17 protein-coding genes are annotated in these 16,115 nt (G+C 51.4%); 8 read left to right on the plus strand and 9 right to left on the minus strand.

Features of this window, described 5'->3' with window-relative positions; genetic code table 11:
• Window positions 1-25 precede the first annotated feature (25 nt).
• Window positions 26-1,210 (minus strand): VWA domain-containing protein, encoded by a 1,185-nt coding sequence (locus IPG22_10395; protein MBK6588690.1) that lies wholly within the window; start codon window positions 1,208-1,210, stop codon window positions 26-28.
• 285 nt (window positions 1,211-1,495) lie between these two features.
• Window positions 1,496-2,002: a 3D domain-containing protein gene (locus tag IPG22_10400; protein MBK6588691.1), complete on the minus strand. Its 507-nt coding sequence runs from the start codon at window positions 2,000-2,002 to the stop codon at window positions 1,496-1,498.
• A 343-nt stretch (window positions 2,003-2,345) separates the two neighbouring features.
• Here IPG22_10400 and IPG22_10405 point away from each other — a divergent pair, with 343 nt between their 5' ends.
• From IPG22_10405 to IPG22_10415, 3 genes are all read left to right on the plus strand, one after another.
• Complete coding sequence (locus tag IPG22_10405) at window positions 2,346-2,714, plus strand: PilZ domain-containing protein (GenBank protein MBK6588692.1); 369 nt, start codon at window positions 2,346-2,348, stop codon at window positions 2,712-2,714.
• A 99-nt stretch (window positions 2,715-2,813) separates the two neighbouring features.
• Entirely contained in the window at window positions 2,814-3,956 is a 1,143-nt protein-coding gene (locus IPG22_10410; GenBank protein MBK6588693.1) for a saccharopine dehydrogenase NADP-binding domain-containing protein, read from the plus strand.
• 26 nt (window positions 3,957-3,982) lie between these two features.
• Complete coding sequence (locus IPG22_10415) at window positions 3,983-4,378, plus strand: heme-binding protein (protein ID MBK6588694.1); 396 nt, start codon at window positions 3,983-3,985, stop codon at window positions 4,376-4,378.
• An 8-nt stretch (window positions 4,379-4,386) separates the two neighbouring features.
• On the opposite strand, the gene IPG22_10420 is transcribed toward IPG22_10415, so the two are convergent.
• The 5 genes from IPG22_10420 to IPG22_10440 form a co-directional block, all read right to left on the minus strand.
• On the minus strand, window positions 4,387-4,995 hold the full coding sequence (locus tag IPG22_10420) for a hypothetical protein (GenBank protein ID MBK6588695.1): 609 nt from the start codon (window positions 4,993-4,995) through the stop codon (window positions 4,387-4,389).
• Window positions 4,996-5,029: 34 nt separating this feature from the next.
• Window positions 5,030-6,481 carry an NADP-dependent isocitrate dehydrogenase gene (locus IPG22_10425; protein ID MBK6588696.1) on the minus strand — a complete coding sequence of 484 codons (1,452 nt, stop codon included), beginning with the start codon at window positions 6,479-6,481 and terminating at the stop codon, window positions 5,030-5,032.
• A gap of 144 nt (window positions 6,482-6,625) precedes the next feature.
• Window positions 6,626-7,297: a methyltransferase domain-containing protein gene (locus IPG22_10430; protein MBK6588697.1), complete on the minus strand. Its 672-nt coding sequence runs from the start codon at window positions 7,295-7,297 to the stop codon at window positions 6,626-6,628.
• Window positions 7,298-7,351: 54 nt separating this feature from the next.
• Entirely contained in the window at window positions 7,352-7,762 is a 411-nt protein-coding gene (locus IPG22_10435) for a helix-turn-helix transcriptional regulator (protein ID MBK6588698.1), read from the minus strand.
• 196 nt (window positions 7,763-7,958) lie between these two features.
• Window positions 7,959-8,540 (minus strand): RNA polymerase sigma factor, encoded by a 582-nt coding sequence (locus IPG22_10440; GenBank protein MBK6588699.1) that lies wholly within the window; start codon window positions 8,538-8,540, stop codon window positions 7,959-7,961.
• Window positions 8,541-8,917: 377 nt separating this feature from the next.
• Here IPG22_10440 and IPG22_10445 point away from each other — a divergent pair, with 377 nt between their 5' ends.
• The gene (locus IPG22_10445; GenBank protein MBK6588700.1) at window positions 8,918-9,694 is read left to right on the plus strand and encodes a hypothetical protein; all 777 of its coding nucleotides are present in this window, start codon (window positions 8,918-8,920) and stop codon (window positions 9,692-9,694) included.
• Here IPG22_10445 and IPG22_10450 read toward each other — a convergent pair.
• Window positions 9,691-10,818 carry an aminotransferase class V-fold PLP-dependent enzyme gene (locus IPG22_10450; protein MBK6588701.1) on the minus strand — a complete coding sequence of 376 codons (1,128 nt, stop codon included), beginning with the start codon at window positions 10,816-10,818 and terminating at the stop codon, window positions 9,691-9,693. The genes IPG22_10445 and IPG22_10450 overlap by 4 nt on opposite strands.
• Before the next feature lie 99 nt (window positions 10,819-10,917).
• Here IPG22_10450 and lepB point away from each other — a divergent pair, with 99 nt between their 5' ends.
• The 4 genes from lepB to carA all read left to right on the plus strand — a co-directional run bounded on the left by lepB (window position 10,918) and on the right by carA (window position 15,203).
• Complete coding sequence (lepB, locus tag IPG22_10455) at window positions 10,918-11,625, plus strand: signal peptidase I (GenBank protein MBK6588702.1); 708 nt, start codon at window positions 10,918-10,920, stop codon at window positions 11,623-11,625.
• A 160-nt stretch (window positions 11,626-11,785) separates the two neighbouring features.
• Entirely contained in the window at window positions 11,786-12,823 is a 1,038-nt protein-coding gene (locus IPG22_10460) for an IS110 family transposase (protein MBK6588703.1), read from the plus strand.
• Window positions 12,824-13,085: 262 nt separating this feature from the next.
• A complete protein-coding gene (locus IPG22_10465) occupies window positions 13,086-13,397 on the plus strand; it encodes a DNA methylase (GenBank protein MBK6588704.1) in 312 nt (103 codons plus the stop codon).
• A 708-nt stretch (window positions 13,398-14,105) separates the two neighbouring features.
• Window positions 14,106-15,203 carry a glutamine-hydrolyzing carbamoyl-phosphate synthase small subunit gene (gene carA, locus IPG22_10470; protein ID MBK6588705.1) on the plus strand — a complete coding sequence of 366 codons (1,098 nt, stop codon included), beginning with the start codon at window positions 14,106-14,108 and terminating at the stop codon, window positions 15,201-15,203.
• A gap of 69 nt (window positions 15,204-15,272) precedes the next feature.
• Here the strand turns inward: carA and IPG22_10475 are convergent, their stop codons facing one another.
• A complete protein-coding gene (locus IPG22_10475) occupies window positions 15,273-15,986 on the minus strand; it encodes a hypothetical protein (protein ID MBK6588706.1) in 714 nt (237 codons plus the stop codon).
• Window positions 15,987-16,115 lie beyond the last annotated feature (129 nt).

Consider the following 16,115-nt stretch of genomic DNA (forward strand, 5'->3'; position numbering starts at 1 on the left):
TTTTCGCACGGACTTTGCAGGCTCATTATCTTAGAGCAAATATACCGCTGCCATCCGCTCGATCTAGCTTGCTTCTAGTTTGCCGGATCACATAACCGTTCTTTGCTCGCACGACGGTGTTTGGACGGATGACTTTGATCTTCACGTAACGGCGTTCGCCGGGCTGACCCGGATTTTCGGGGTAATAGCCGATAGAGTATTGACGACGGAGCTCCTCGGCAACACCGGCAAACGATGCCTCGAGGTTTTTGAGATCATCAGCCTCAAAGATGCGTCCGCCGCTGGCTTCGGCGATCTTTTCGAGAAACTCTTTGCCTTTGGCGTACGCCGCCGGCGAAGTTCCGCGGGCTCCGGTGTTCATCACACGCGGGTCGATCGTAATCCCACGAGCTGCCATCAGATCGGCAATGTCCTTAGGAAGTACTGCCGGGGCTCCGGTCGCGGTCGAGACCACACCGCCGACGCTTTGCTGGGTGTTGTAGCGGATCGGATATATCAGGGCATCGACTTCCTGAACGCCGGCAACGGTCGATTCAAAGCTCGCCTGCCGCGACGTGGTATCCACTCCATCGGTGAAAAGCACGACAGCCTTTCGGCCTGAGACCTTGATCAGGTCGAGATCTGTGACGATGCTAACGGCTTCGTAAAGGCTTGTGCCGCTGCCGAAAGTCGATTTGTAGATCGCGGAATAGATCTTTTGTTTGTCCGAGGTGGCTTCCTCCGTTAGCAGCCTGACTCTTTGGTCGAATGCCACGACCAAAACCTTATCGGTCGGCCGGAGCTGGTTGACGAACGTAACAGCTGCGTAATGGATCTCGTCCATTTTATATTTGGTCGAAGGGCTGATGTCGATCATCAGGATGACCGTGAATGGCTGTTCCTCGGACTGAAAATACGTGATGTCCTGCAGCACGCCGTTGTCGTAGATCTTGAAATCCTTTTTCTTGAGCCCAGGTATAAAGCGGCCGTTACGGTCTAGCACGGAAACCGGCGTGGTCACGAGATTGGTCTCGACACTGATGATCTCGTCGTCAGGCGACGGCGAGGGCTTCGCGGCGGGCTGAGTGGACGGGGCATTTGTTTCTTTGACAACAGGCGGCGTGGCTTTTACGGCTGGTTCGTTGCCCTTCAAAACCGGCGGCGAATCCTGGCCGAATACTACGATCTTTGATCCAAATATGAGCACCAGAAAAACAAGACCTTTCCTCATTGCCGCCTACCTCCTGTTGATTCAGTCCAAAGACAGTTATGCCGTTCCGCTTTAAGCACGGCCCGTCAAGCGAATTGTGTATCGCATTAGGTTAGACGAAGAATGTCGGCGGGCGGTTACAGACTGGAGCGGCAAGCATCCGTGCTTGCCACGCCGAGGCTTCCTCGGTGTTAAGCTGATCGGAATCTCGGGGCAATAGGGCGAGCAGGATGCTCACCCTCCAGTCAAAAAAAACGCCCCGATCTCTCGGGGCGTTAATATTATTTTATTAAATTACTTTTTTAATTATTGTGTTGAAAAAACCTGAACTGACCTGCGGCCGAATTTGCGGGCTTCGGAGCAGTTGGGAACCCAGATATCGAGCTTTTTACCTTTGATCGCACCGCCTGTGTCCGAAACCAGATAGGTTCCGCTCCAAGGGCCGGCATCGATCGTTATTTTAGAACCGAGCTTTAACACCCTGGGATCTGCGGCGATGATACCGCGGCGAACGCCGTGGCCCAAAGCTGTTTTTCCAGAGAGGCAATAGGCGGTCGCGGAGAATGCCCCGCGGCTGGCTCCCATGCCTGATGCTCGTACCGAACCAGTCGTTTTGACCAGTTTTTTGTTGGTATCGTCCGTCTGTGGTTCTATTAAAATGCTTTCCAAATTATCGGAAATAGTGTTTTCAATTGTAGTTTGCGAATCATTCGCTATAACGAGAGTGGATTCTGCCGGAACATTTGCGTAAATAAAGACAACGCACATGCTTAGGACCAACAGGATCGCGCCTCCTCTAACGAGCTTTTTCATCAATCTTCTCCATTTATTACGTACCCCGTTTAAATGCAAAAATAGCGTCTGAGATTTGGGTCATCAGCCACTATTCGCATCGCACGAAGACTGTTTCGGCCGACGTATTTCGACCTGTTTCCGTCCTCCCTTGAGTCGGAACTTGTTATGAGAATATCAGTTTGGGAAATGTTTGTCCAACGCGGTAAAAACCGCAAGCCCTTATGCTATATGCAATTGCTGAATTATAAGGCGCTTAGGTGTGTGAAAAAAATTCGATTTTGGTAGAATTAGGGGGCGATCTCAGGCTATATTTGGGGTTGTTTACAAGCGGTAATCGACGAAGTTTTCGGGAGGATCAATTATGCGGGAAAGACGTCAGGGAGCGCGGCATGTTATCTCATATCCGATCCGTGTCCGGTGGAAAGATGCGAACGGAAAAGAGGTCATTCAGGAAGGCCTCACTGACAACGTCGGCCCTCACGGCACGCTCGTTTACCTGCCCCGTCATTTGCCGCTGGTCGGCGGAAAGGTACATCTGACCGTGACAGAAAACCCTGATGACGAAGTATCGGTAACGGCCGAGGTGATTCGCCTCGAACGCAATGCAGCTCATCCCCAGGCCGCGTTGATGCTGACCGAAAACCTTCGCGAATGGAAGAAAAAGGTCTGGGAAGTAGCCGGAGCAACCCTCGCGGCTCTCGAGCCTGAGAAATTGGATGATTGGGGATAGAAAGTTTTGATCGTGGATCGTTGATGGTTGTTCGTTGTTGCCAAGTATCTCAACATCTCTAACAACGATCAACGAACAATCATCAGCGAACAAACATTTATGAAAATACTAGTTCTCGGCGCCGGGCGAATGGGGCACGGCGCTGTTTTTGATTTAATTCACAATTCTCCCGCTGTCGAAAGCGTCACTGTCGCAGACTTTGATATGGCTAAGGCTGAGGCTGTTGCAGTTTCGGTTGGCGGGAATATTACTGCAAAGCAGATCGATGCTTCGAACTATGATGATATCGTCGAACTGTTTCGCGGCCACGATTCGGTGATCTCGTGCGTGAATTATTGGTACAACGTTTCGCTTTCAAAGGCAGCGATCGAAGTTGGAGCTAATTTCTGCGATCTCGGCGGGAATAATTACATTGTTGACGAACAACTAGCTCTCGACGCTGAGGCGAATTCCGCTGGGATCAACATAATTCCCGACTGCGGACTTGCTCCCGGGATGGTCTCCATCTTGGCAATGCACGGTGCCGCGAAGTTTGAAAAGGTTGACGAGATCCACATCCGAGTTGGTGGCCTGCCGCAGCACCCGCAGCCACCGCTGAATTACCAGCTTGTCTTCTCAGTCGAAGGCCTGATCAACGAATACATCGAGGTCGCCCGCGTGATACGTGACGGCAAGATCGTCGAAGTCGATTCGATGACAGAACTCGAATCACTAGAGTTTGCTGGCTTTCCGCCACTCGAGGCGTTTCAAACCAGCGGCGGTACATCGACGCTGCCGGACACATTTCTCGGCAATATCAAAGAGCTTGATTACAAAACGATCCGGTATGCAGGACACTGCGACAAGTTCAAAACGATGATCGACCTCGGGCTTTGCTCGAGCGAAGAAATGGTCGTGGACTTTCAGAAGGTGAAGCCACGAAAGGTCTTCGGCGAGCTCTTGCAAAAGCACCTGCCCGCCGATGGGCCCGATTACGTACTCGTACGCGTCGATTTCGTCGGTAGTCAAAATGGCGAAACGAAAAAGCTTCGGTACGATATCGTCGATAAACTTGACGAGCAGACCGGAATGTCAGCCATGATGCGAACAACCGCCTTCCCAGCCTCCATCATCGCCCAAATGATGGCCAGTGGCGATGTTATCTCGCGCGGAGCGACGCCGCAAGAAAAAGCTATCGATCCAGAGAAGTTTGTTGCGGAACTAGCCCGGCGGGATATTGAGATAATTGAGTCGGTTTCTTAGAAGACAATTAGAATAAGGGGAATGTAATGATCAATTTAGAAGACGCACGAAGAATTATTGCAGCTGCCGAAGCAAAGGCAGCGGAGATCGGGCAGCCGATGAACATTGCGGTCGCGGATGCGGGCGGCAATTTGGTCGCCCACGTACGGATGGACGGCGCGTGGATCGGCAGCATTGATATCTCGATCAAAAAAGCCTGGACATCGCGGGCGTTCGACATCTCAACCAAAGACCTCGCCGGGCACAGCCAGTCAGGCGACCAGTTCTTCGGCATTCACGCATCGAATGGTGGTAAGGTCATGATCTTCGCCGGCGGTATTCCGATCAAAAAGGGCAAAAAAGTTGTCGGTTCGATCGGCGTTTCCGGCGGCAGCGGCGATCAGGACCACGCCGTAGCGGAGGCAGGAGCGAAGGCATTTTAGGGATCTTCTCAAAGAGTTGGAGATCCCGTCAGAACCAGCCAGCGGTCTTTCAATAAGCTGATCGCCGATTCAAATTCTTTAGGAAGATCGGATCCGGCCGTCAGGACAAAGTTAAGGTCGCGAAGACGTCCCGTCGATAGATCATTGATAACCGCCGACAGCGAGATCGTGCGGTTTTTTCTCCATGCTGCCTGAATAGCGGCACTTTTGCTGGTGTTCAATGCTTGATAGACGGCATTTAGTTCGCAAAGAGCGTCAAGTCTTTGCTCCGACGAAAGTTCCGAAAGCCATTCTTGATGCTGGGCGACGATCTTTTTCAAGGGCGATAGCCAGTGTCCAACGATCTCACCGGTATCGCCCTTGGCTGCAGCTTCGATCACCTTGCAGCGATAGTGGCCGCAGATCACTATTCGCTCGATATTGTGTACATTGATCGCCCACTCGAGGGCCGCGAGGATTCCCAGATCACCATGCGGCATCTGGTTTGCGAGACTAGTGTGTATCACCGTCTCCGACCTGATTTCTGACGGCCACCCGGACTCTAAACATGCATCATCCGAGCAGCCGATCCAGAATGAACGGTATTGCATGGTGGCGGTTGAGTGTAGATCATCCATACTGCGTGTTTAATTTGTTTAACGCCTAGCTGATCTACTGCCCCTGGCCCAGTGAGTATCCGATCTCGCCGTCGAAGGTGCAGAGGTTCTCGAGTTTGATGAACTCGATGCCTAGATCGTCGATCCGCTTTAGCAGTTCGACTATCTGCGCCGTCGTGACCGAATCGCCCGTTCCCATGAACCGACACCGCCAGTGATCTGTGCAAAAGGTTTCCGGCATACCGCCTGGAAAGACCTTTACGCCTCGATTGGTGATCATCTGAAGCTCGAATCCGTAGCCGTTGGCCTCGCGCATTTTGTTGCCAAGATCGTCCGGTGAACCGCTTTTCCATTCAACGAATACGTCCGCACCGACCGTCTTTTTGACTATCTTGCCGAGCTCGTGAGCCGGTGTGTATTTTGTTGAAATCACCTCGCCGGTCTTTGCATATTCTACCGTTTGAAGCGTAAGAGGCTTCTGGCCAAGTCGTTCAATAATGGCCTCAGCGAACTCCGATGTTCCAACCTTTCTAGCACTTGTATTTTCTTTGAAAATGTCGGCGGTATGAATCCCGTCTTCGATGGTGCGGATCCAGGCGTTATGGACCTTCTCCGCCACGTCCGGCTGGCCAATATGGACGAGCATCATGATCGCCCCATGCAGCAGCCCGGACGGATTCGCAACATTCTGCCCGGCAATATCCGGGGCCGAACCATGTATCGCCTCAAACATTGCAATGCTCTCGCCGATGTTTGCCGAACCTGCCAGGCCGACCGATCCCGTGATCTGGGCAGCGACATCCGACAAGATATCGCCATACAGGTTCGGCATCACGATCACGTCGAAGTTTTCCGGCGTATCTGCGAGCTTTGCCGCACCGATATCGACGATCCAGTGCTCATTTTCAATCGACGGGTATTCGGCCGCGATCTCATCGAAAACCTTATGAAAAAGCCCATCGGTCATTTTCATGATGTTATCTTTGGTAAAGCAAGTTACTTTTTTACGGTTATTCAGGCGTGCGTATTCGAACGCATAACGGACTATCTTTTCGCAGCCCGGCCGCGTAATTAGCTTTAAGCATTGATAGACCTCGCGGGTCTGACGATGTTCGATACCGGCGTATAGATCTTCCTCATTCTCGCGGACGATCACCATGTTCATGACCGGATGCTTGGTGTCGACAAAAGGGTGATAGGACACACAAGGGCGGACGTTCGCGTAGAGTCCCAGAGTCTTACGAACGGTAACATTCAGCGATTTGTAACCGCCGCCCTGCGGCGTGGTGATCGGAGCTTTCAGGAAAACCTTGGTCCTGCGGAGCGAATCCCACGCTTCCGGTGCAATGCCGGCCGTATTTCCGGATAAATATACTTTTTCTCCAATGTCGATCAATTCGACGTCGATCCGGGCTTCGGCCGCGGAGAGGATCTTAATCGTGGCATCCATTATCTCAGGTCCGATCCCGTCACCTTTTGCGACGGTTATTGGGGTTTTCGTATTCATCATTTTCTTAAGTTTTTTTCCGTTAGAGTTTGTATAAAAATGCTCAGGTTGCGTTTTGCTCACGCAGTAAAAGTGTCTCGGTATCTGCATAGCAGATACCGGGGCTTGAAAAAGTCCTATTTTTCTAGGGGCCGAAAAAGCGGGTCAAACGCGGGCGACGATCAGATAATCCCGTCCGAGATCGATGAGGTCGTAATCTGTAACACCGGCTTTTTCCAGAATTTGAGTCAGCTGGTTCTTTCTGTAGAGAAATAGTGGAGTTCCCTTCAGCCAAAACCGTATCCGCCGCAGCGGTATGCGAAACTCGAGGGCTTTGGGGAAACTCATGATCATCGTTCCGCGAGTCATTTCCCGCATTTTTTCGATGATCGGGATCGGCTCTGCGACGTAGTCAAAAAAGCCGTTCGCGGTCGAAGCGTCGAAAGGCAGATCGCTGTCATTGATTATCTGGGGAAATGTTCCGACCCGGAACTCACACTGCTCCTGAACACCAAAATCGCGAGCTAACTCATTCGCGATATCTATCATTCCTGAGGCAAAATCAACACCCAGCACTCGAGTTGCACCGTGCTTGGCATACTCAAAGCAGAATCGCCCGGAACCGCAGCCTACGTCCATGACGCTTTTGCCTGCGAGCGGCTGCAGCTTTGCTACGTTGACCTCAAGACGCTTTTGAACTACGCCCCGCCAATGATTATCGACAAAACTTGCAAAGGCACCTTTTTCTTTCTTGTAGATCGCATCGAATCGCTCTGCATCGGCGTGAAAATGATCTCGTACTTTTCTTTCAACTTCTAACACGTTCTCGTTCGGCATCCGTAACTTCCCCTTTTTAATTTATTAGGAAAACTAAAGCCGCACTCGAGATGTCTATCCTCGGCTGATCATGACCTCCGTCGCCTTGAAAAGAGCAAAGGCATTCATTCCGATACGCAGGCCCATTTCTTCACATCCCTGACGCGTAATGATCGAAACTATCCGTTGCCCACCCACATCGACTGTGATCTCAGCGAAGAGGCCCTCATAGCTGATATTGGTAACAACGCCGTTAAGGCGATTCCTCACGCTTATCAGTTCCGGGATACGCGAGATAGCTTTGCTCTTCTTCAACCCGGCTTCCGGTTTATTGCCGGAAACCCGCTCGACCTCACTCGCCGGGATGCGGTGGTGGCCGCCGGGCGTCTTGATCGACTTGATCTTGCCTTCGTAGATCCACTGCTTGATCGTTGGATAACTGATCCCGATCAGGTCGGCAGCATCTTTTGGCTTTAGATTTTCCATATATAGTTCTACCTTATGTTCAAGAATGAAATCAACTAGAATCGTATAAATAATACGATATTATACGATAAATCTTTGATTTTGGATATTCTATTCGTTCTTAAGAAAGAATGATGCTTTATTTTGATGGTTCGACGCAAAAGAAAAAGACCTCTCATTTCTGAGAGGCCCTTAATATCATATGATTTCGAATTGTTTATGCGGTAACACCGATCATTCTCGGGTTTGCTTTTTTCTTAAGAAGCTTCTGCAATTTGAGTCGAGCTTTGTGAAGCTGTGATTTCGAAGTTCCGACTGAGCAGCCCAGGATGCGGGCGACTTCTTCGTGTTCGAATCCTTCGACATCGTGCAGGACGAAGACATTCTTATAGCCGGTCGGCAATTGCTCGATCGCGTTGTCGAGGGCGATCTTGTCGACGATCCGCATCTTATTGGGATCGGTTGTTCCGGTGACCATCTGATCAGGCGTTTCGCCTTCCTCGGTGGTCTTTTCGTATTTCACGGTCCGCTTGCGGAAATGCATGAGAACCTGATTTACGGTCATGCGGTGCAGCCAGGTCGTGAAGGCCGAGTCGCCGCGGAAACTGCCTACCTTGCGGTATAGCTGTATGAAGACGTCCTGTGTCAGGTCTTCGGCCTCGGTAGGGCTCGAGAGCATCCGCAAGCAGATCGAATAAACACGTCTGTGATGACGTTTGTAGATCTCCTCAAAGGCTCCCATGTCGCCGTTCGCGGCTGCCTTAGTCAGGTCAAAATCCTTGGCTGTGCCGAGGTCCATTACTTTTGCATTCGAGGTAAAAAAGACCTCATCTGTATCTATACCCTGTTCGCTATGAAAAACCGGAAAATTTAATGTATCTGTTGTCATTGTATTTCCCCCCTCGTCAATATGACCTTTCAATTGCCGTGCCAAACAATGAGAATCAATATCTATTCAGTAATTTGACGCTTCTGAAAGGATTTTGTTCCATTTTGTAGGCATATTTCTCTTTTCGAATTTCATCACATTCCAGATGCATAAACCTTTCCGTATGACGGAACCGTCAAGCGCTACACGTTTTGGTGTATGATGTATACATGTCTTTTTCAGGCCGATCGCCTGAAAGAATGCTAAAATCTTATGAATTGCTAAGATATATGCTCCAGTCCGGCCGAATGTTGAAGAAATCTATCAAGGTTATTTTAAGAGGTTCCTTCGCCGCTTTACTTCTGGCGTGTGCTTTAAGCTTAACCGCGCTCGGCCAGGGTGTTAGTTCGATACCATACAAAAGCCAGGAGATCTCAGAGATCGACGGTGTACCTGTTCTGGTTAAGCATCTTCCGGATTGGGAGAATCGGCGCGAATCGACGGCCTTCGCCCTTAGCTCTGCTGATCTCAAGAAAGCGCTCGGTGAACGCCCGATCATCGATCTGATCGATTTCACCGCCGGAACCGAAGCCGTTACGGCACAGTATGAAGCAGGTAAGCTGTTGATCGTGGAATTCGCCAGCCCGCAGGTCTCCGTCGAGACAGACCAGAAGATCAACGCTGCGATCGACGCGAATAACGACGGAAAAACTTTCAATCGCCGCATCGGCAATTACAACGTCGTTGTCATGGACGCCTCGGGCAGCTCCGCCGCAAACGCTCTGATCGATCAGGTCAAATATGAAAAGCAGATAACCTGGCTCGGCAAAAATCCCTTTGCCATAAGTGCGGAGCGGGCGTTTGTGCTGACGACGGCTGATATTTTCCTATCGACCCTTATGGTGATCGTCGGCGGGATCGTCGCGTCGATCTTCGTCGGGCTTGTGGTTGGTTATTTCTTCTTCTATTTCCGCGACGGCAAACGCTCCAAGATGTACGCCTATACTGACGCTGGCGGAATGACACGCCTTAATCTGGATGGTTTTACGCCTGAGATCGTTCCGGACAGATTGCTTGGCGACTAGGCCGGCAGAGCATTGATCAATCTCTCAATATCCTCAGCGTTATTATAAAAATGTGGTGCGATCCGCAGGCGGTCCCCGCGCGGGCTGACGATGACGCCGACGGCTTCGAGTTCGGCCGCGATATGGTTTGACGGGATCCCGCCGCGATGTTTGATACAAACGATGGCTGATCTTTCTTCCGCGGACCGCGAGCTGATGATGTCGTAGTTTTTGCTGGCGAGGCCGTCGCAAACGTAGTTGGATAATTGCTCTAAATACCGCTGAATATTAACGGCCCCGGCATCGTGAAGGAGTTTTAGACTCTGTTCTAAGCCATAGAACAGAGATGCCGGACCAGTCCCGCTTTCCCATGCGAGAGCGGTCGGTTTGAACGGTTGAGCACGGTCCTCAAAATCCCAAGGCGTTTCGACGCTGATCCAGCCGACAAGTGTTGGTTTGACGCGCTCACGTGCTCTGTCCGATAGATAGATATAACCGCAGCCCTCAGGAGCACACAGCCATTTGTGGCTTGCTCCGCACGAAGCATCCACGAACTGAGCCGGCAGGTCGAAGGGCATTTGTCCCAAACCCTGAATGATATCCACACAAAATAAAGCGTCCACCGCACGAGCTGCACGGCCGATGCGTTCCAGATCCGCTTTGAAACCGGACGCGAACTGGATAGCGGAGATGGCAACGACCTTGGTATGCGCATCGATCATCGCGATCATTGTGTCGACGTCGACGCGGCCGCCGATTTCCTCACACAGTCTTAATTCGACGCCGTGATCATCGCGTATACTTCGCCAGGCGTAGAAATTCGCAGGAAACTCCCGGGCAAAACTGACTATGTTGTCACCCGCCTTCCAGGTTAGGCCGTTCGCGATCGACGCAAATCCATCCGACGTATTTCGCAAGAAAGCGACCTGCTCGGGGCGGACATTTAGCATCTCACTAATGATCGAGCGACATCTACCTTTGGTAGCGACCCATTCATTGAAGTTTACCGATCCGTTCGTTGCGACATCGGAGAGCTGCCAGTTGATCGCCTCGATAGCCGTGGTCGGTATCGGTGAAACGGCGGCACTGTTGAGGTAAGCGTATTTTTCCGTGGCCGGAAATAGTGAGCGGATAGCTGGGTTCATGGCAAATTTCCTTTGACAAACTGAGTCGACAAGGCGGATTATAAAAGGTTGAGGGGCGAACCACCAATCGCCCGCGTGTAAAAGGCGCAATGCCGAATTATGTTGGATCTACGGAAGAAAAATCAGGTTGAATTTGGACTCGTTTCGGTCTTTGACGACCGTGATATCGACGTCACCCATATCGCCAAAGAATCGCGTCAGGGGCTTTGGTCCGAAGGGTTTAAGCTGATCCGCGATATATTCCTGATAATCATCGTCTTCATCTTGTTCGGAGTCTTTTTTGTGCAGCCGGTTGTTGTTGAGGGCACGTCGATGCTGCCGCAGCTCCATGATGGCGAACGCCTTTTGGTTAACAAGCTGGTTTACTACCGCATCCAGAGCGTAAGCTGGGGCCACATCGAACGTGGCGACATCGTTGTTTTTTGGTTCCCGAACGATCCTGACAAATCTTATGTAAAGCGTGTCATCGGATTGCCAGGTGAGACGGTCGAACTGAGAAACGGGCGTGTCCTCGTGGACGGTAAGGAGCTGAACGAGGACTATCTCGACAAGGAATACACCCAGACAATGCCGCCGCCGATGGTGAAAAAGGTCGATGAGCATCACTACTTCGTTATGGGAGATAACCGCGATAATTCGTCCGATTCCCGCTACTGGGGCCTCGTTCCCGAAAAATACATCTACGGCAAAGCCTTTTTCCGCTACTGGAAGCCATCAAATATCGGATTTCTCGAACATGGCGAATACGAAAACGGCATCCCGCTAACACCGCCCGCAAAGAAAGAAACTCGTTTCGAAGAGAAGTAACTAAAGACTTTTAACAAAGGTCAGTTGAGCCACGATCACGCGGCGGTCAGTAGAAGAATTGCACAATTGCAGGCCTGATGTTATGAAGTTGATTCCATCGGAGTCGAGTGTTAGAAAACACTCAGAGTTTTGACAAGAAACTGACCCGATGGAATCAACAATGACAGTATACATCGGGGTTGATTTTCACCCATACGAGCAGACGGTTGCTTATTGTGACGAGAGGGATGGAGAGGTGCGGTATCGGCAGTTTCTGCATTCGGACAAGCAGTCTTTGAAGGCGTTTTATCGCAAGTTTGGAGACGAGGTGGTTGTCGGGGTAGAGGCGACGGGTTGTTTGTGGTGGTTTGAAAAGCTGCTCTTTGAAAACGGAATAAAGGTAAAGATAGGTGATCCGAGGCTGATCAGGCGAGCTGCGTTGTCGCGACACAAGAACGACTTTCGTGATGCGGAGACGATCCTGGATCTCCTGGTGAACGGCTCGTTTCCCGAGATCACGCCGAGGAGCGAGCGGAGCCGCGAGATGCTCACGATGCTCAATCATCGGCATTTTCTGGTGAAGAAGCGTACATCGATCGCAAACACGCTACAGGCGTTCGCTCGATCGAAGGGGCTCGATAAGTTTCGGCTTCAGACACTTAAACGGCAGAAAGAGCTTCTCGATGCGGTTTCGACCGATATGGAGCGGCTCATCGTCATATCGCGGTTTTCTTTATACAACGAATTGTCTAAAGAGATAGCGGCCTTTGACGCGAAACTTGCGGAGGAGGCGGATAAAGATGCAAAGACGCGCCTTCTGATGACGCATCCGGGCATCGGAGTGGTCACCGCTCTGGCACTCATTCACACACTAGGCGACGTCCGCCGCTTTCGACGCAAGGAAGAGGTAGTCGCGTTCGTAGGACTGGACCCGCTGGAGAAAAGCTCCGGCGAGAAGAGACGAATAGGCTCGATCAGCAAGCATGGCTCGCGACTCACGAGGCATCTGCTCGGTCAGGCCGCCCAGACGTGCCGCGATCATGGGATCAAGGCACATTACTTACAAGTTAGCCGTCGACGCGGCCGCCCGAAAGCAAAAGTCGCAGCGGCCCGCAAACTGCTCATCAACTGTTACGTCATGCTTCGTGACAACATCAGCTACGAACAGTTTGCAACCGGCGGGGCGAAGTTGGCCTGTGCGAGGGGTCAGGAGAGGTGAAGAGAAATCTTCAGTCTCTGAAGGTCTGATGGCACGGCCAGCCATCTCGATAAAGCGTCGGGATGAGCCGATCTAGTTTCATGTAGCCAGTTAAATCTGTGCACGAATAGATGATGGCACTCGCCACAAACGGCGGTGCGAACTGAAAGTAAATCTAACAATAAAAGGAGGCGGGTTGGTTATTGTCGAAACGAACATGACTTCGAATCACACCAAAACTCGGTGCGACCGACGAAGTGCGCTTGACTCATGGCTTAACTTCATAGATGACCCTGTTTTCCCCTTTTCCCCGTACTCGAAAAGTCTTAAGATCGAAGCGATCGAGACTGCCGCTCAGAGAGTTTTGGATGCGCGTGCCGGGTTTCCAAATAGTTCGCTCGCCGATCTCTACGACCCGCTGACAATGCCGCCCACGCTGGTGAAGGCCCACAACGACCTCGACCGCGCCGTCGACCTCGCCCGCCGCCCCCAACCCTTCACCACCGAAGCCGGCCGCATGGTCTTCCTCTTCGAACTGTATGAGAAATACACGGCTGGGCTGTTTGTGGAACCGAAGAAAAGGAAAAGATCCTGACTGGAGTGGCGAGCATCCTTGCTTGCCACACCGGTGTTGAGCGGCGGAGATCAAACCCAGGTTGAGAACGATCACACCCCTTACACTGCGAAAGCCGCAGTACGGCAAGAAGGGATGGTACTGGCAAAAAATACTTGCCAGTGTTGCGAAACGCAACCGTGCCGCTCCAGTCGGGCTTGGGCCTCTCGGGAAAAAATATCTTGACTTTTGGGATAATTTGTGCTATCGTTGCAACATTGTTGCGTTCCGAAACGTATTAATAGCGGATGCACGAGGATCTTTGATAAGTTTTATAAAGCATCGTAAAAATACTCGCTTGGGTTAAAAATGTAAGCCATCCCACTTTGGCATTAGCATTTTTCGTAAATGGGATGAATTTTGGCTGTAAAGTGTTTGATATCAGCAGATTAACCCGTCCCATTTTTGCGCACCTAAGTGGGATATGTGAGCCCGCCTCACTTCTGTGTGCTGTTTTTCGCAAATGAGACGATTTTTGACGGTAAAACGTTGGAAACACGATATTTAAGCCGTCTCACTTTGTCCACGAAAGTGAGACGGTGTTGGAAATGCAAATTGAACGATCTCTGGTCATGCGAACCACTGAAAAGGCTCTGATTGAACAAGGGCGAAGAGCTCAGTTTGTGTGAAACGCCCTCGCTGACGCGTGGGCTTCTGCAAAATGGAACAATGCGGTAAAATCTAGGGTTTATGAGTAAGGCGATCTTGGTTCTTGAGGACGGGCGGACTTTTTCAGGCGTTTCTTTTGGGGCGGACGGCGAAGCGTTTGGCGAGATGGTGTTCAACACCTCGATGTCCGGTTATCAGGAGATACTGACCGACCCAAGCTACGCCGGGCAGATCGTCTGCATGACGTATCCGCTGATCGGCAACTACGGTACCAACGCCGAAGACGTCGAATCACGCCGCCCTTGGGTGGAGGGTTTTGTTGTCCGGGAAGCGAGCCGCATCGCGTCGAATTTTCGCTCGACAATGTCGCTGCAGGATTACTTAAAGCAAAATAACATCGTCGGCATTGAGCATATCGATACGCGTGCCCTAGTCCGCCACATTCGCGACAAGGGAGCGATGCGCAGCGTGATCTCCACCGTCGATCTCGACCCTCAGTCGCTTCTCAACAAAGTCCTCGCCTCACCCGAGATGGCTAACCGCGAACTAGCCAGTGCTGTCACGGCTCACGAAGAATACGATTATCCAGCTGCTGACGAAGAGAAATACCATATCGTCGCCTACGATTTTGGCGTTAAAACTAACAGCCTGCGGGAATTTGCCAAGTTCGGCTGCCGGATTACGGTTGTGCCGTCGGAAACGACCGCAGACGAGGTAATGGCTCTAAAACCTGACGGCGTTTTTCTTTCAAATGGCCCCGGCGATCCGGCATCGATGACGTCAGTGGTCGCGGAGATCAAAAAGCTGGTCGCCTCACAAAAACCAATGTTCGGCATTTGCCTCGGTCACCAACTGATCGGCGAGGCATTTGGCGGATCGACTTACAAACTAAAATTCGGCCACCGCGGCGGCAACCAGCCGATCAAGGACCTGACTACGGGCAAGATCGAGATCACCGCCCACAATCACGGTTTCGCGGTCGATGCCGACAGCCTGCCGGCGGACGTCGAGGTCACGCACATCAACCTCAACGACCACACGGTTGCCGGCCTACGCCACAAAACCCTGCCGGTTTTCAGCGTCCAGTACCATCCCGAATCAGCTCCCGGGCCGCATGATTCTGAGTATTTGTTTCAGAGATTCATTGATCTTATGAATGTTTCAGGAGCCCGAACGTAATTATCGCAAAGCCGCCACGAGCCAAGGAGTTCATCGAGCCGTTCCTTCATCTGGCTGCACCAGGAATGATCAACCCAACCCCAAGCGGTTCGTCGCTTCTTCGTCAAACTTGTCGGCATCGACTTCCTCGAGGCTGTAACGCATTTTCTGGACAGTCGTAGTCTTCGTCGTGGTTTTCTTGCCTTTGCCGGTCGTGGTGATCCGTTTGCCGGTGAGGTAATTCGTACTTTCCGACGAAACTTCGCCATTCGCACGGTCGCGGCTCGTGTAATCAAAGCCGATCAGGATAAACATCGAGGGCTGCTCGTCATATCTAAACCGATATGTAGTCTCGGTCACCTCGCGAGAACCACGGTCTTGGTCAACGATGAGAACGCCTTTCTCGATCTTCACGTTCGCGGGAGCATCAACTACCCCGTAAAACGCACCGCCGCAAGACGTACATTGCAGCAGTTTGTCTGAGACAGCAGCCCGCGTAAGTTTACCGTCATTGTTGGCAAAAACGAGAACAAGCGCACGGTTACGGTCCGCGGGTTCATCGGGCGTCGACTTAATGTCTTCGATCAGCTTTAACGCATGATCCGCGATGCCATCGCCATTTAGGTCGCCAGAGACATTTTCCTCGATCTTCCAACCTTTGGGAACAAAATCCCCGACCTTATCACCCGCCTTCGCGATCGCATCGATCTTGATACCGGGGCGTTCATCCTGGGCCGACGCCGATAGTTGTAATGCTGTTAAGAAAATGAAAGCGAGAGCGACGGTGCTGAGTACATTTTTCATAATATAACTAAATCTCTCTTTAAATTACCTTTTTGGTTAAAATGCACGGCCGTGTGGCCAGCATTGATGAAGGGACGTAAATAATCTTCGGAAAACTTTAGCATGAAGTTGCTGTCGTGTGAAGATACC

The organism is Acidobacteriota bacterium, from assembly GCA_016703965.1.
In the GTDB taxonomy this organism is placed as follows: domain Bacteria; phylum Acidobacteriota; class Blastocatellia; order Pyrinomonadales; family Pyrinomonadaceae; genus OLB17.

Bases quoted from the DNA above. Each gene is read 5' to 3' on its own strand.
- IPG22_10395 (MBK6588690.1), bottom strand. From the start codon at position 1,210: ATGAGGAAAGGTCTTGTTTTTCTGGTGCTCATATTTGGATCAAAGATC.
- IPG22_10400 (MBK6588691.1), bottom strand. From the start codon at position 2,002: ATGAAAAAGCTCGTTAGAGGAGGCGCGATCCTGTTGGTCCTAAGCATG.
- IPG22_10405 (MBK6588692.1), top strand. From the start codon at position 2,346: ATGCGGGAAAGACGTCAGGGAGCGCGGCATGTTATCTCATATCCGATC.
- IPG22_10410 (MBK6588693.1), top strand. From the start codon at position 2,814: ATGAAAATACTAGTTCTCGGCGCCGGGCGAATGGGGCACGGCGCTGTT.
- IPG22_10415 (MBK6588694.1), top strand. From the start codon at position 3,983: ATGATCAATTTAGAAGACGCACGAAGAATTATTGCAGCTGCCGAAGCA.
- IPG22_10420 (MBK6588695.1), bottom strand. From the start codon at position 4,995: ATGGATGATCTACACTCAACCGCCACCATGCAATACCGTTCATTCTGG.
- IPG22_10425 (MBK6588696.1), bottom strand. From the start codon at position 6,481: ATGAATACGAAAACCCCAATAACCGTCGCAAAAGGTGACGGGATCGGA.
- IPG22_10430 (MBK6588697.1), bottom strand. From the start codon at position 7,297: ATGCCGAACGAGAACGTGTTAGAAGTTGAAAGAAAAGTACGAGATCAT.
- IPG22_10435 (MBK6588698.1), bottom strand. From the start codon at position 7,762: ATGGAAAATCTAAAGCCAAAAGATGCTGCCGACCTGATCGGGATCAGT.
- IPG22_10440 (MBK6588699.1), bottom strand. From the start codon at position 8,540: ATGGACCTCGGCACAGCCAAGGATTTTGACCTGACTAAGGCAGCCGCG.
- IPG22_10445 (MBK6588700.1), top strand. From the start codon at position 8,918: ATGTTGAAGAAATCTATCAAGGTTATTTTAAGAGGTTCCTTCGCCGCT.
- IPG22_10450 (MBK6588701.1), bottom strand. From the start codon at position 10,818: ATGAACCCAGCTATCCGCTCACTATTTCCGGCCACGGAAAAATACGCT.
- lepB (MBK6588702.1), top strand. From the start codon at position 10,918: ATGTTGGATCTACGGAAGAAAAATCAGGTTGAATTTGGACTCGTTTCG.
- IPG22_10460 (MBK6588703.1), top strand. From the start codon at position 11,786: ATGACAGTATACATCGGGGTTGATTTTCACCCATACGAGCAGACGGTT.
- carA (MBK6588705.1), top strand. From the start codon at position 14,106: ATGAGTAAGGCGATCTTGGTTCTTGAGGACGGGCGGACTTTTTCAGGC.
- IPG22_10475 (MBK6588706.1), bottom strand. From the start codon at position 15,986: ATGAAAAATGTACTCAGCACCGTCGCTCTCGCTTTCATTTTCTTAACA.